The sequence below is a fragment of the Aminobacter sp. MSH1 genome (assembly GCF_003071665.1).
Lineage (GTDB): Bacteria > Pseudomonadota > Alphaproteobacteria > Rhizobiales > Rhizobiaceae > Aminobacter > Aminobacter niigataensis.
This window is the reverse complement of sequence record NZ_CP026265.1, coordinates 4,452,667-4,465,732: the sequence shown is the minus strand read 5'-3', so window position 1 is coordinate 4,465,732 and position 13,066 is coordinate 4,452,667. Positions and strand designations below refer to the sequence as shown.

Sequence of the window (13,066 nt, the reverse complement as noted above, 5' to 3'; positions counted from 1 at the left end):
ACCGCACATTTGCTGCGCTCCTCCACCAATCCTCACGGGGCAGATATGACTATCGTCACGCCGAAATTCGGGATGGGCGCATCCGTTTTGCGCCTCGAGGACGCGGCATTCATCACCGGCACGGGTCGCTACACCGACGACATTGCCCCGGCATCGCAACTCCACGGCTATGTCCTGCGTTCGCCGGTCGCCAAAGGCAGCTTCAAGATCGGCTCGGTCGAAGACGCACGCGCGGCACCCGGGGTCCGTCTGGTGTTGACCGGCGCCGATGTCGTCCATCTCGGCGAACTCAAGTCGATGGTCATGCAGAAGCAGCCCGACGGCACCCGTGCGCCGACCCGCGACATCCCGATCCTGTGCGGCGACCGGGTCAACTATGTCGGCGATGCCATAGCCTTCGTGGTCGCCGACACCAGGGCGCTGGCGCAGGATGCCGCCGAACTGATCGAGGTCGATTATGACGGCGAAGACGCTGCGGCCAATACAGCGACCGCGCTGGACGACGAGACGCCGCTGGTCTGGCCCGAACTCGGCTCAAACCGCGCCTTCACCTACCATCTCGGCGACAAGGACAAGACCGACAAGGCTTTCGCCAGCGCCGACCATGTCACCCGCATAGAGTTCATCAACAACCGGCTGATCTGCAACTACATGGAGCCGCGCTCGGCCATCGGCGAATGGCGCACCGACGAGGACCGTTTCGTGCTGACCACCGGTTCGCAGGGCGTGCATTCGATGCGCAACGTCCTGACCGGGCAGGTCTTCGGCATAGCCGCCGACAAGCTTCGCGTCATAACCCCCGACGTCGGCGGCGGCTTCGGCACCAAGGCTTTCGTCTATCGCGAACACGCGCTGGTGCTTGAAGCCGCCAAGCGGCTCGGCCAGCCGGTCAAATGGGCGAGCGACCGCACCGAGCATTTCCTCACCGACGCGCAGGGGCGCGACAACGTCGTCGCCGCCGAAATGGCGATGGACGGCAACGGCCGCTTTCTTGGCCTGCGCGTCGAACTGCTCTCCAATGTCGGTGCCTATGTCTCGCAATACGGTCCTGTCATCGCCCATATCGGCGCCAGCATGTCGACCGGCGTCTACGACATCGAGGCGCTCGATGTGGCGATTACGGGCGTTTACACCAACACCTGCCCGGTCGATGCCTATCGCGGAGCAGGGCGCCCGGAGGCCGCACTCCTGGTCGAAAAGCTCGCCGATGCCTGCGCCCACGAACTTGGCCTGACGGTCGACGAGATCCGCCGCCGCAACTTCATCCGCCCCGAACAGTTCCCCTACCGGACCCAGACAGGCCGACTCTACGACGTCGGCGAATTCGAAGCGCACATGGACCTCTCCATGCAGCGCGCCGCCTGGGATAGCTTCCCCGAGCGGCTCGCAGAGGCGAAGCAGCGGGGGAAAATCCGCGGCATCGGGATGGCGACCTACATCGAGGCCTGCGCTTTCGCCGGGTCCGAACCCGCGCGCGTCGAGCTCAATGCCGACGGCACGGTGTCGGTCTTCATCGGCACCCAGTCCAACGGCCAGGGCCACGCCACCGCCTACGCCCAGTTCGTGTCGGAAAAGCTCAATCTCGAGGTCGCCAGGATCAGCGTCCACCAAGGCGATACCGACCAACTGCCCAGCGGTGGCGGCACCGGCGGTTCCCGCTCGATCCCCCTCGGCGGCGTCTCGGCCTCCCGCGCTGGCGAGGCATTGGCGGAGAAGCTCAGGAAGCTCGCCGCCGATGAACTCGAGGCCGCGGCCGCCGACATCGAACTGGAAAACGGCGAGGCACGCATCGTCGGCACCGACCGCGCTATCGGTTTCGCGGCGCTTCATGCCGCGGCGAAAAACCCGGACGATCTCAAGGCGATGGGCGAGTTTGTTCAGCACGAGGCCACTTATCCCAACGGCACCCATATCTGCGAGGTCGAGATCGATCCCGAGACTGGCGCCACCGAGGTCGTGGCCTACACCATCGTCGACGATTTCGGCATGACGGTAAACCCGCTGCTGCTGGCAGGCCAGGTCCACGGCGGCGTCGTCCAGGGCATCGGCCAGGCCCTGTCGGAAGAGGCGGTCTACGGCGAGGACGGCCAGCTTCTGACGGCGAGCTTCATGGACTACACCATGCCGCGCGCCGACTCCGTGCCGTCCTTTCATTTCGAGACGCGCAACGTGCCCTCGACCACCAATGCCATGGGCATGAAGGGCGCCGGTGAGGCCGGCACCATCGGCGCGACGCCGGCCGCACTCAATGCCGTCACCGATGCACTCCACCGGGCCTACGGCATAGACCATATTGAAATGCCGGCGACGCCCGCGCGCGTATGGGCCGCGATAGAGGCGGCCAGAGTGAAGTGAAGCATCAAGTGGTTCATCAGGCTTTGTCGCCGCTTACAGGTATCGCGCTCAAGGTCATTTCGGTGGCAATCTTCGTCGGCATGTCGACCAGCATCAAGCTGGCCGGCCAGGTGCCCGCCGGCCAGATCGTCTTCTTCCGGTCCTTCTTTGCCATCTTTCCGATCCTGGTCTTTCTCGCCTGGCAAGGCGAGTTGCGCACGGCGGTCGTGACCACGCGGCCGTTCGGGCACATCATGCGCGGGCTGGCCGGGGTCACGGCGATGGGTTTCAGCTTCTTCGCGCTGACGCAACTGCCGCTGCCGGAGGCGATCACGCTGAACTATGCCCAGCCGCTGCTGGTCGTCGTCTTCAGCGCCCTCATCCTCGGCGAAAACGTTCGCGCCTATCGCTGGACTGCGGTCGCGATCGGTCTTGTCGGCGTGCTGATCGTGTCATGGCCCAATCTGACGCTGTTTACCTCGCCCGAAGGTGTGAGCGACAAGGCGGCGATGGGCGCGGTGGCCGCCATTGTCGGCGCGGCACTTTCGGCCATCGCCATGCTGCTTGTCCGCAACCTGGTCCATACCGAACGCACCGCGACGATCGTGCTGTGGTTTTCGCTGACCGCCAGCATCATGGCCCTGTTCAGCATCCCGTTCGGCTGGCAGTCGCTGACCTGGGAACAGACGGCGCTGCTCGTCACCAGCGGCTTCTGCGGCGGCATCGCGCAACTGTTCATGACCGAGGCCTACCGCCACGCCGAGGCGTCGACGGTCGCGCCGTTCGAATACACGTCGCTGCTGCTCGGCATCGTCGTCGGCTATCTCGTCTTCGGCGATCTGCCGACCCTGTACACGCTGGTCGGTGGTGTCATCGTCGTCGGCGCCGGCATCTTCATCATCTGGCGCGAGCGGCGTCTCGGCATCGAGCGCCAGGCGGCCAAGAAAGCTGCCCCGCCGCAATAGCTCATTGCTTGGCCAGTGCCCTGAGATGGGCCGCCGTCTCCTCGTCGGCGGGGAAGAACGATTCAATGGCAAGTTCCGACAACGTCACGTCGAGCGGCGTGCCGAACACGGTGATCGTGCTGATGAAGGACAGCACCGTATCTCCCATGCGAAGCTTCAGCGGATGGGCGATCGCCAGCGGATCGGCCTGCATCGGGCGGCCCGTGCGCGGCCCGTCGGGATAGCTCAGCAGCTCCCGCTCCAGCGCTTCGAGCATCGGATCGCCGGCGGTGTCGTTCTGGTGCTTCAGCCGCTCGATCAGGTGCGAGCGCCATTCGTGCAGGTTGACGATGCGCGGCGCCACGCCTTTCGGATGCAGGCTGAGCCTCAGCACGTTGACCGGCGACTCGAGCAGCGAGGCGTCCTCCACGCCTGCGAGCATCGGGGCCAGCGCCGCATTGCCCTCGATCAGGTTCCAGTGCCGGTCGACGGCGATCGCAGGGTAGGGCTCGTGGCCCTTGAGCACCATGCGCACCGCGTCCATGGCCGGCGCCAGCGACGGGTGGTCGAGTGGTCTTTCGCCGAAGGTCGGCGCGTATCCGGCGGCCAGCAGCAGCTGGTTGCGCTGGCGCAGCGGGATCGACAGCCGTTCGGCCAGGTGAAGAACCATGTCGCGCGACGGAGCCGACCGCCCGCTTTCCATGAAGCTCAGGTGCCGCTGCGAGATTTCGGCTTCCATGGCGAGATCGAGCTGGCTCATGCGCCTTCTGGTACGCCATTCGCGGATCAGGCCGCCTACGGGGTTTTGTGTCGTTGCCATCCGCTCAACCTAAGCGGCATGGGTACTTATTGCTATTACCTCCGGCGTAATCGCCTTGGCCCAGTTCCGGTGGGATGTTCGGCATCAGGAAGGCGGTCGCAGACAGCCTCCGCCACAACCGAACCAGGAGCTTTAGCCATGTCGATTACCGTCACCCCTTTCCTCCGCAACGTCCTCTTCGCCGACGCTCTGGTCAGCGGCGCCGCTGGCATCCTGATGATGCTTGGCGCCCCGTTGCTGTCGCCGCTCCTTGGCCTGCCGCAGGATTTGCTGTTCTGGGCCGGCCTGGCGCTGGTGCCATTTGTCGCCATGCTGGTGGTTCTTGCGCGGCGAGCCGCCGTTTCGAGGCTGCTGATGATCGACATCGTCGCCATCAATGGGCTTTGGGTGGTCGGCAGCCTTGCCCTGTTGCTCTCTGGCGCAGTGCAGCCGACGATGCTCGGCACAGCCTTTGTCGTCGTCCAGGCGCTGGCGGTCGCGGTGTTTGCTGAACTGCAGTTCATCGGCATCCGCCGCGCAGCTGCCACCGCCTCCTTTTAGAGGCTGCCCAGCTCCCGCAGCTTCGCTTTGACCTCGAGGAAGTCCCGCCACGCAAGTTTCTTGTGGGCGGGATTTCTGAGCAGATAGTCCGGATGCAGCGTCGGCATGACGGGAATGACCGTGCCATCCGGTGTCGTGTGGTTTTTCCAGGTGCCGCGAACGCGCAGGATGACGTCAGGCGAACCAGTCAAGACCTTTGCCGGCGGCCCGTCCAGCGTCACCAGAACCTTGGGTTTGACGAGCGCTATCTGGCGTTCGATGAACGGCCGGCAGATCTCGGTCTCATGTGGCGTCGGCGCACGGTTGCCGGGCGGACGCCACGGAATCACATTGGCGACATAGGCCGATGTCCGGTCGAGGCCGATTGCCGCCAGGATGCGGTCGAGCAACTGCCCAGAACGTCCGACGAAGGGCAGGCCCTCGAAATCCTCGTCGCGGCCGGGCGCTTCGCCGACCAGCATCAGGTCCGCATCCGGGTTGCCGTCGGCAAACACCATGCTCTTGGCCGTGGCCTTGAGATTGCAGCCTTCGAAGCCTTCCATGATCTGCCTGAGCTCGTCGAGCGTCGCTGCCTTTGCGGCGATCTCGCGCGCGGCGGCTGCCTGGGCTTCGTCGGGCACCGCTGCGGATACGGCCGGGCGCGGCGGCGGGGGAGGTGCACTCCTGTCGGCTCTTGCCGGCTCGGAGCGAACCGCGCCCTGCGGGCTTTGTTGGGCAGACCCTTGGACAGCCACTGCCTGGCGCTGCGCGTTTTCGGCAAATCTGTCGACAGGGTCGTCCAGTAGTGCGTCGTCGACGCCTGCCGACGCATAGAAGGCGAGCAGATCGCGCAGATCCGGACGTTCATTTCCCGAAAGTGAGGCCATGCCCCAGTTTCGGCGTTACGCCGGCGATTTGCAAGTTCATGACGACGGGATGCGCGGGTCCTGCACCAGATAAAAGCGCCAGCGCGGCGTGTAGTCGGTCACCAGGAAGCTGAAACCGACCACGGCGCGAGGGTCGACCTTGCCATCCGTATAGCGCAGGCGGTCGTAGGGCTCGAAGTCGCGGCTGTACTGGGCAAAGCTGTCCGATGAAATGTTGGCGTTGTCGGTCCGCCTCTGGTCGAAGGACAGCCCGTCGCCGAAAACGCTGGCATGTCCTTGCAATTCCTGCAGCTCGAATTCGAACTCCACCCAGGCCTGGCCGCTGTTGTTCAGCGCTTCGACGCGCACGAACATGATGCCGCTGGCGTAAAATCCCGAACTGTCGAAGGGTCTGATCGGCCGGGTCGTCCTGATCGTCAGCGTCACCGGTGTCGCCGACTGCAGTTCTTCCTTGATGACGAAGGGATCTTCGCGCGTTCCGGTGCCTGAAACCGAGGTGATGCGAAAGCCGCCCAACTCGTCGGAGAACGAATAGGCGCCGGCATTCCACACTTTCTGGTCCGCTTCGGTCTCTTGAGAGCGACCTTCATCGCTCAGCCATGTCGCAATAAGAAGGGCGGCCCCGGCCAGGATGTGGCGTCTAGGGTGACGGCGCTTCGGTCCGGTCCTGCAAGGCACGTATGGGCGCATGGAGAATCAATGGACGAATAGGCTGTTGAACACACCTGAAAACAGACAGTACGGGGCGGCGAATGCTGCCGAAAGGTGAAATCTTTTGACCTTTACGTTAACGTAAGATAATTCATCGTCGGGAGGAACGTCATTTCCTAAAGGCCGATGTGCGGCCGGTTCGATTTGACGTTTGCCAACGATGCGCTATGCAGCGCTTAGCTACAGATCGCCCTTGGGGACAGGGCCAGCCAATGCGGAGGGATTGATGAGCGAAATCGAACGCGAGAGCATGGAATTCGACGTTGTCATCGTCGGCGCCGGGCCGGCGGGCCTGGCGGCGGCGATCCGGCTCAAGCAGGTCAATCCCGAGCTTTCGGTCGTCGTGCTGGAAAAGGGCGGCGAGGTCGGCGCCCATATCCTGTCGGGTGCGGTGGTCGATCCGATCGGCATCAACCGGCTGTTGCCCGACTGGCGCGACGATGCCGACCATCCGTTCAAGACGCCCGTCACCGACGACCATTTCCTGATCCTCGGCCCGGCCGGCTCGGTCAAGCTGCCGAACATGCTGATGCCGCCGCTGATGAGCAATCACGGCAACTACATCGTCTCGCTCGGCAATGTCTGCCGCTGGCTGGCCACCAAGGCCGAGGCGCTCGGCGTCGAGATCTATCCCGGCTTCGCCGCAGCCGGCCTGCTCTACAACGATGAGGGGGCCGTCACCGGCGTCGTCACCGGCGACATGGGCATCGAGCGCGACGGCAGCCACGGCGCGGGCTTTGCGCCGGGCATGGCGCTGATGGGCAAATATGTGCTGATCGGCGAGGGTGCCCGCGGTTCGCTCGCCAAGCAGCTGATCGCCAGATACGACCTCGGCGCCGGCAAGGAGCCGCAGAAGTTCGGCATCGGGCTCAAGGAACTGTGGCAGGTCGCGCCGGAAAAGCACAAGCCGGGCCTGGTCCAGCACTCCTTCGGCTGGCCGCTCGACTTCAAGACCGGCGGCGGCTCGTTCCTCTACCACCTCGAAGACAACATGGTGGCGGTCGGTTTCGTCGTCCACCTCAACTACAAGAACCCCTATCTCGCACCGTTCGAGGAGTTCCAGCGCTTCAAGACCCATCCGGCGATCCGCGGCACCTTCGAGGGCGGCAAGCGGCTGTCCTACGGCGCGCGCGCGATCACCGAGGGCGGCTACCAGTCGGTGCCGAAGCTCTCCTTCCCCGGCGGCGTGCTGATGGGCTGCTCGGCCGGCTTGGTCAACGTGCCGCGCATCAAGGGCTCGCACAACGCCGTGCTGTCGGGCATGCTCGCCGCCGAGCACGTCGCCGAAGCCATTGCCGCCGGCCGCGCCAATGACGAGCTCGCCGCCTACGAGGCGACCTGGCGTTCGACCGACATCGGCAAGGATCTGAAGAAGGTCCGCAACGTCAAGCCGTTGTGGTCGCGTTTCGGTACCATCCTCGGCGTCGGCCTCGGCGGCCTCGACATGTGGCTCAACACGCTGTTCGGCGTCTCGCCCTTCGGCACGCTCAAGCACGGCAAGTCGGATGCCCAGTCGCTCGAGCCGGCGTCGAAGCACGCCAAGATCGACTATCCCAAGCCCGACGGCGTCTTGACCTTCGACCGGCTGTCCTCGGTGTTTTTGTCCAACACCAACCACGAGGAGAACCAGCCGGTCCACCTCCAGGTCAAGGACATGGAGCTGCAGAAGCGCTCGGAATATGAGGTCTTCGCCGGGCCTTCGAGCCGCTACTGCCCGGCCGGCGTCTACGAATGGGTCGATGCCGACGGCAACTCCATCGCCGGCGAGCCGGGACATGCCGACGCCAGGTTCGTCATCAACGCGCAGAACTGCGTCCACTGCAAGACCTGCGACATCAAGGACCCCAACCAGAACATCAACTGGGTGCCGCCCCAGGGCGGCGAGGGACCGGTCTACCCGAATATGTGATTTCTGCATTTGCAGCACATCCAGTGACAAAAGAACGGCCCGGAAGTCCACGCGACTTCCGGGCCGTTTCCGTTGTGGCCAATGGCTTCAGCTGCCGCGTGGCGCCGGGGGCGTTTCGAGCACTACCGTCTGCGTCTCGTCCTCGGGTTGGGTGGCGCTGTCGCGGAACGAGAATTCCACCAGCAGCGGCCGGTGATCCGAACCGGCAGCCTCGCCCATGGTCACCGAATGCACGGTGACATCGCCCTTGGCCATGACGTGGTCGATGGTCAAGCCGGCAAAGCGCATGAAGTCGGGCAGCATGAAGGTCAGCCAGGTGCGGCCGGCTGCCGGCATCAGCGTCAGGTCGCCGGCCTTGGCGACGCGTCCGACGGCAGCACTCCATGGCGTGGCGTTGAAATCGCCGCCCAGGATCGCATTGTCGCCGAGCGTGGCGAGATCGCCGCTCAGTTCGCCGATCTGGGGCGATTGCTCGAACGGCCACGGCCAGCCGAGGTGAAGGGCGGCCACGTCGCTTGTCCGGCCGCCGAAATCGACCTTGGCGATGGCCAGCGCCCCACCGCCGAAGCATTGCGGCTCGCTGCCTTCGGCAAACGGCCTTCGCGACAGGATCGCCACGCCGAAGATGCGGTTGGGGTAGGGGCACAGGATGCGGTGGGGGTAGCGCGCAAACAGCGGCTCAAGGCTCTTGGTCCACTTTGCCGACACTTCCTGCAAGGTGATGACGTCGGGCTGGGTCCGGCCGACCAGCGACAACACCTTGCCCGGCTCGGTGCTGTTGAAGCGCAGGTTCATCTGCAGCATCTTGTAGACCGGTCGGTCGCCGGCGCGCGGCTGGAATGCGGCGTGCACCGGCCCAAGGCCGGGCAGCGGCAGCGCACTCGACGTGGTGGACAGTGCCGCGGCGCCAAAGGCCAGCGCCGCAATCGCCTGCCAGCGCAGCGAGCTAAACAGCAGCGGCAGTGCCGTGAGCATCATCAGCACCGCCAGGTGCACCCTGAAATGGGCGAACGAATCGAGCGCCGGGTGCCAGGCGCCGAAGAACCCGGCGACCAGCGGGACCGAAAGCAGCATCATCGCCGCAAAGCAGGCGATCTTGCCGAATTTGTAAAAAGCCATGGTCGTCATGTCCGCTTCATGTCGCGACAAATGCGGCCCATTGATGATCGATTATGTGCCTCCTGTATCTGGCCGCAAGCCTGCTTTGACAAGCCCCGCCGAGCGCTGCCCCCCGGTTGAAATCCGGAGCGAACCGTGAGACCGATGGGCGGGGATCATCGGCGTGCGCGGCCAGGCGTCGCGCAATGCTGCAACTGCCTTGCGGAGAATGGAATGAAGACAGCCGCCCATCACTGGCTGCGGGCTTGTGCGGTCCTGCTTCTGGCGACGACGGCCGACGCCCGCGCCAACGGCCAGGTCGTCGAGCAGACAAAGACCTACGCCATATCGGGAACCACCGCACCCGAACTCTATGCCTCGATCGGCGAGCGCGGCCCCAAGGCCAGCGTCGGCCGCGCCATCGCCCACACCAATTTCAAGCTGACCTGGCAGCGCAAGTACGAGCCGCAGGGCGATGCCTGCACCCTGGTCGCGGCCAAGCCCAGGCTGATCATCACCTACACCTTGCCCAAGCCAGCCGGCCGTCTGCCGGCAGCGCTCCAGCAGCGCTGGGACGTGTTCTACGAAGGCGTCAGGCGCCACGAGCTGGTGCATGGCGAGATGATCAAGCAGATGGTGGCGACCATCGAAAAGACCACCATTGGCCTGTCGGTACCGGGCGATCCCGGCTGCAAGAAGATCAGGCAGGAGATCACCAGGCCGCTGTCGGAAGCCTCGCTGGCCCAGCGCCAGCAAAGCAGCGACTTCGATCGCGTCGAGCTCGGCGATGGCGGCAACGTCCATCGCCTGATCTTGACCTTCGTTAACGGGCAGTAGCCCGCCAACCAAGTCGTCGCGCCCGCAGTTCACGGGCGCGATGAGCCGTCCCTACTGGAACGCCGTTTCGGCAAAGCTGCGCAGCTTGCGCGAATGCAGCCGCTCGTTGGGCATTTCGGCCAGCTTTTCCAGGGCGCGAATGCCGATGGTCAGGTGCTGCGCCACCTGCCGCTTGTAGAACTCCGTCGCCATGCCCGGCAGCTTGAGTTCGCCATGCAGCGGCTTGTCGGAGACGCACAAAAGCGTGCCGTAGGGCACCCGGAAGCGGAAGCCATTGGCGGCGATCGTTGCTGATTCCATGTCGAGCGCAATCGCACGCGACTGCGACAGCCGCTGCACCGGTCCGCGCTGGTCGCGCAGTTCCCAGTTGCGGTTGTCGATGGTCGCCACCGTGCCGGTGCGCATGATGCGCTTGAGGTCGTAGCCGGAAAGCCCCGTCACCTCGGCGACCGCCTCTTGCAGCGCCACCTGCACTTCGGCCAGCGGCGGGATCGGCACCCAAACCGGCAGGTCGTCGTCGAGCACGTGGTCCTCGCGGACATAGGCGTGCGCCAGCACATAGTCGCCGAGCGCTTGTGTGTTGCGCAAGCCGGCGCAGTGGCCGAGCATCAGCCAGGCATGCGGCCTCAGCACCGCGATATGGTCGGTGATGGTCTTGGCGTTGGAGGGGCCGACGCCGATATTGACCATGGTGATGCCGGCATGGCCCGGCTTCTTTAGATGGTAGGCCGGCATCTGCGGCAGCCTTGCCGCCGGCGTGCCTTCGGACGGTGTCGTGGCACCGGCCTTGGTCACCATGCCGCCCGGCTCGACGAACTCGGTGTAGCCGCCGCCGCCCTTGGCCATCAGGTCGCGGGCCAGCACGACGAACTCATCGATGTAGAACTGGTAGTTGGTGAACAGCACGAAATTCTGGAAGTGCTGCGGCGTCGTCGCCGTGTAGTGGGACAGGCGGTGCAGCGAATAGTCGATGCGCTGGGCAGTGAAAACGGCCAATGGGCGCGCTTCGCCCGGCATGATCTCGAACGTGCCGTTGGCGATGTGGTCGTCGGTGCCGTCGAGATCCGGCACGTCGAACAGGTCGCGGATCGGCCGCTGAATGCGGTCGGCGGCAGCGCCGTCGACATGGGTGCCTTCAAGGAAGGCGAAATGCAGCGGGATCGGCGTCGACGATTCCGACACGGTCACCGGTCCGCCATGGTTGCGCATGATCAGCTTCAGCTGCTCGGTCAGATAGCTCTGGAATAGGTCCGGCCGGGTGATCGTCGTCGAGAAATGGCCCGGCGTCGGCATATGGCCGTAGGCCTGGCGGGAATCGACCTGCGAATACGACGTCGTGGTGACTCCGACCTCGGGGTAGAAGGCGCGGAAGCGCACATTGGTGTCGGCACCCGCGGCAAGCGAGGCGAAGGCCTCGCGCAGGAAGGCGGTGTTGCGTTCGTAGAGCTGCTGCAGGGCAGCCACCGCCTTGGCGGCATCGCTGAAGCTCTGCTTGGGAAACGGCAGCGGCGAGGAGATGGATTCGATGGGTTCAGGATAGATTCGCTTTTCCATGACCCATTATAGAGACCAATCATGACAGTTGGGAGGGGGCCGATGGCGGGTCCCGCCAAATCCACGCTCAGCTGCGCTGCAGGCTGACCAGCAGCACGAAGCCGACGCCACCCTTGCGTGCCGCGGGCGCCTCGATCGTCGAACCGTTGTCGGCGCGCAGCTGCGGCACGGTCAGCACCGGGGCGGCGAGAACCATCAGGATCAGCGCGGCCCGCGGCAGGAGCCGGAGCGTCTTTCTGATCTGGGTTGCGGTGCGGGTCATTGGCTTTTCTTTCGTCTCGGACAGTTGGTTCGGTTACTTGCTGTGCGGCGCTTCGCAGGTCAGTCCTTCTTCGAAGACACAAGGCACGACATTGCCGATATCCCATGAGCGGGCGGGGCGGCTGGTCTCGGCGACGATGGTGGCAAACATGATGCCGAACATGGCGCTGAGCAGACAAACGATAGTGAACCGGCGAGCGAGCATTGGTGTCTTCCCCTTCAATGCGAGGGAATATGCACTGCTGCGACTGAACGGGTTCTGAGACCTCCGTTCATCTTCGGTTCAAATTTATTGACGGTGCTTAAGACGTTCGCAGGGTTGCGTTTGAGGAGCCCACGCATATCTCCAGTCTAGGACCATCAACGGAGACTGCGGAATGACCACCCAGACGTTGCCGATCGAGCTCTATTATTGGCCCACGCCCAACGGCTGGAAGATCTCGATCATGCTGGAGGAACTCGGCGTTCCCTACACGGTCAAGTACATCAACATCGGCAAGGGCGAGCAGTTTGAGCCGTCATTCCTCAAGATCGCGCCCAACAACCGCATGCCGGCGATCGTCGACCCTGAAGGCCCGGGCGCCGACGGCAAGTGGGGCCATGAGCCGATCTCGATCTTCGAGTCGGGTGCGATCCTGCAATATCTCGGCCGTAAGTTCGGCAAGCTGTACCCTGCCGACGAGCGCGGCCGCGCCGAGGTCGATCAATGGCTGTTCTGGCAGGTCGGCGGTCTCGGCCCGATGGCCGGCCAGGCGCATCATTTCCGCCAATATGCGCCGGAGAAGATCGCCTATGGCATCGAGCGCTATACCAACGAGGTCAACCGCCTCTATGGGGTGATGAACAAGCGCCTCGCCGATCGCGAATTCCTCGCCGGCGACTATTCGATCGCCGACATTGCCTCGCTCGGCTGGGTCAAGCCCTACAAGAACCAGGGTCAGGAAATCGACGACTTCCCGCACCTCAAGCGCTGGTTCGAAACACTGATGGCCCGTCCGGCTGTCGTGCGCGGCATCGCGGTCGGCGAGGATCATCGCCGCAATCTCGCCGACGACAAGGAAGCCCAGAAGGTGCTGTTCGGGCAGAGGGCGAGGGCCTGAAGAGAGCGAGTAGTGAGTAGTGAGTAGCGAATAGGGGGAGGCAGCGCCTCAGTTGCCCAGCTTCCCTACTCCCTACTCCCTACTCCCTACTC

The 13,066-nt window shown here is 64.4% G+C and carries 13 protein-coding genes; 6 read left to right on the top strand and 7 right to left on the bottom strand.

Features of this window, described 5'->3' with window-relative positions:
- Positions 1 to 45 precede the first annotated feature (45 nt).
- Positions 46 to 2,355 carry a xanthine dehydrogenase family protein molybdopterin-binding subunit gene (locus CO731_RS22045; protein WP_108608816.1) on the top strand — a complete coding sequence of 770 codons (2,310 nt, stop codon included), beginning with the start codon at positions 46 to 48 and terminating at the stop codon, positions 2,353 to 2,355.
- Entirely contained in the window at positions 2,322 to 3,299 is a 978-nt protein-coding gene (locus CO731_RS22040; RefSeq protein ID WP_245439461.1) for a DMT family transporter, read from the top strand. Before CO731_RS22045 ends, CO731_RS22040 begins: the two co-directional genes overlap by 34 nt.
- A 1-nt stretch (position 3,300) precedes the next feature.
- Here the strand turns inward: CO731_RS22040 and CO731_RS22035 are convergent, their stop codons facing one another.
- Positions 3,301 to 4,098 (bottom strand): helix-turn-helix transcriptional regulator, encoded by a 798-nt coding sequence (locus tag CO731_RS22035; RefSeq protein WP_108608815.1) that lies wholly within the window; start codon positions 4,096 to 4,098, stop codon positions 3,301 to 3,303.
- A 138-nt stretch (positions 4,099 to 4,236) separates the two neighbouring features.
- On the opposite strand from CO731_RS22035, the gene CO731_RS22030 reads away from it, so the two are divergent.
- Positions 4,237 to 4,638: a hypothetical protein gene (locus tag CO731_RS22030; protein WP_108608814.1), complete on the top strand. Its 402-nt coding sequence runs from the start codon at positions 4,237 to 4,239 to the stop codon at positions 4,636 to 4,638.
- Here CO731_RS22030 and CO731_RS22025 read toward each other — a convergent pair.
- Complete coding sequence (locus CO731_RS22025) at positions 4,635 to 5,504, bottom strand: uracil-DNA glycosylase (protein ID WP_108608813.1); 870 nt, start codon at positions 5,502 to 5,504, stop codon at positions 4,635 to 4,637. The two genes, CO731_RS22030 and CO731_RS22025, sit on opposite strands and share 4 nt — an antisense overlap.
- Positions 5,505 to 5,540: 36 nt before the next feature.
- On the bottom strand, positions 5,541 to 6,194 hold the full coding sequence (locus tag CO731_RS22020) for a hypothetical protein (RefSeq protein WP_108608812.1): 654 nt from the start codon (positions 6,192 to 6,194) through the stop codon (positions 5,541 to 5,543).
- Between the two features lie 247 nt (positions 6,195 to 6,441).
- Here CO731_RS22020 and CO731_RS22015 point away from each other — a divergent pair, with 247 nt between their 5' ends.
- Complete coding sequence (locus tag CO731_RS22015) at positions 6,442 to 8,124, top strand: electron transfer flavoprotein-ubiquinone oxidoreductase (RefSeq protein ID WP_108608811.1); 1,683 nt, start codon at positions 6,442 to 6,444, stop codon at positions 8,122 to 8,124.
- Positions 8,125 to 8,211: 87 nt separating this feature from the next.
- On the opposite strand, the gene CO731_RS22010 is transcribed toward CO731_RS22015, so the two are convergent.
- Complete coding sequence (locus CO731_RS22010) at positions 8,212 to 9,243, bottom strand: endonuclease/exonuclease/phosphatase family protein (protein ID WP_245439459.1); 1,032 nt, start codon at positions 9,241 to 9,243, stop codon at positions 8,212 to 8,214.
- Between the two features lie 213 nt (positions 9,244 to 9,456).
- On the opposite strand from CO731_RS22010, the gene CO731_RS22005 reads away from it, so the two are divergent.
- Positions 9,457 to 10,059, top strand: a complete 603-nt coding sequence (locus CO731_RS22005) for a DUF922 domain-containing protein (RefSeq protein ID WP_108608810.1) — start codon at positions 9,457 to 9,459, stop codon at positions 10,057 to 10,059.
- Between the two features lie 51 nt (positions 10,060 to 10,110).
- Here the strand turns inward: CO731_RS22005 and CO731_RS22000 are convergent, their stop codons facing one another.
- The 3 genes from CO731_RS22000 to CO731_RS29100 all read right to left on the bottom strand — a co-directional run bounded on the left by CO731_RS22000 (position 10,111) and on the right by CO731_RS29100 (position 12,079).
- Positions 10,111 to 11,613, bottom strand: coding sequence for an AMP nucleosidase (locus tag CO731_RS22000; RefSeq protein ID WP_108608809.1), 1,503 nt, complete (start codon positions 11,611 to 11,613; stop codon positions 10,111 to 10,113).
- Positions 11,614 to 11,680: 67 nt separating this feature from the next.
- Entirely contained in the window at positions 11,681 to 11,875 is a 195-nt protein-coding gene (locus tag CO731_RS21995) for a hypothetical protein (RefSeq protein ID WP_108608808.1), read from the bottom strand.
- A gap of 33 nt (positions 11,876 to 11,908) precedes the next feature.
- Entirely contained in the window at positions 11,909 to 12,079 is a 171-nt protein-coding gene (locus CO731_RS29100; RefSeq protein ID WP_183263521.1) for a hypothetical protein, read from the bottom strand.
- A gap of 172 nt (positions 12,080 to 12,251) precedes the next feature.
- On the opposite strand from CO731_RS29100, the gene CO731_RS21990 reads away from it, so the two are divergent.
- Positions 12,252 to 12,974, top strand: coding sequence for a glutathione S-transferase family protein (locus tag CO731_RS21990; protein ID WP_108608807.1), 723 nt, complete (start codon positions 12,252 to 12,254; stop codon positions 12,972 to 12,974).
- Positions 12,975 to 13,066: the final 92 nt, after the last annotated feature.

Bases quoted from the DNA above. Each gene is read 5' to 3' on its own strand.
- CO731_RS22015 (WP_108608811.1), top strand. From the start codon at position 6,442: ATGAGCGAAATCGAACGCGAGAGCATGGAATTCGACGTTGTCATCGTC.
- CO731_RS22040 (WP_245439461.1), top strand. From the start codon at position 2,322: ATGGGCCGCGATAGAGGCGGCCAGAGTGAAGTGAAGCATCAAGTGGTT.
- CO731_RS29100 (WP_183263521.1), bottom strand. From the start codon at position 12,079: ATGCTCGCTCGCCGGTTCACTATCGTTTGTCTGCTCAGCGCCATGTTC.
- CO731_RS22035 (WP_108608815.1), bottom strand. From the start codon at position 4,098: ATGGCAACGACACAAAACCCCGTAGGCGGCCTGATCCGCGAATGGCGT.
- CO731_RS22010 (WP_245439459.1), bottom strand. From the start codon at position 9,243: ATGGCTTTTTACAAATTCGGCAAGATCGCCTGCTTTGCGGCGATGATG.
- CO731_RS22030 (WP_108608814.1), top strand. From the start codon at position 4,237: ATGTCGATTACCGTCACCCCTTTCCTCCGCAACGTCCTCTTCGCCGAC.
- CO731_RS21995 (WP_108608808.1), bottom strand. From the start codon at position 11,875: ATGACCCGCACCGCAACCCAGATCAGAAAGACGCTCCGGCTCCTGCCG.
- CO731_RS22005 (WP_108608810.1), top strand. From the start codon at position 9,457: ATGAAGACAGCCGCCCATCACTGGCTGCGGGCTTGTGCGGTCCTGCTT.
- CO731_RS22045 (WP_108608816.1), top strand. From the start codon at position 46: ATGACTATCGTCACGCCGAAATTCGGGATGGGCGCATCCGTTTTGCGC.
- CO731_RS21990 (WP_108608807.1), top strand. From the start codon at position 12,252: ATGACCACCCAGACGTTGCCGATCGAGCTCTATTATTGGCCCACGCCC.
- CO731_RS22025 (WP_108608813.1), bottom strand. From the start codon at position 5,504: ATGGCCTCACTTTCGGGAAATGAACGTCCGGATCTGCGCGATCTGCTC.
- CO731_RS22000 (WP_108608809.1), bottom strand. From the start codon at position 11,613: ATGGAAAAGCGAATCTATCCTGAACCCATCGAATCCATCTCCTCGCCG.
- CO731_RS22020 (WP_108608812.1), bottom strand. From the start codon at position 6,194: ATGCGCCCATACGTGCCTTGCAGGACCGGACCGAAGCGCCGTCACCCT.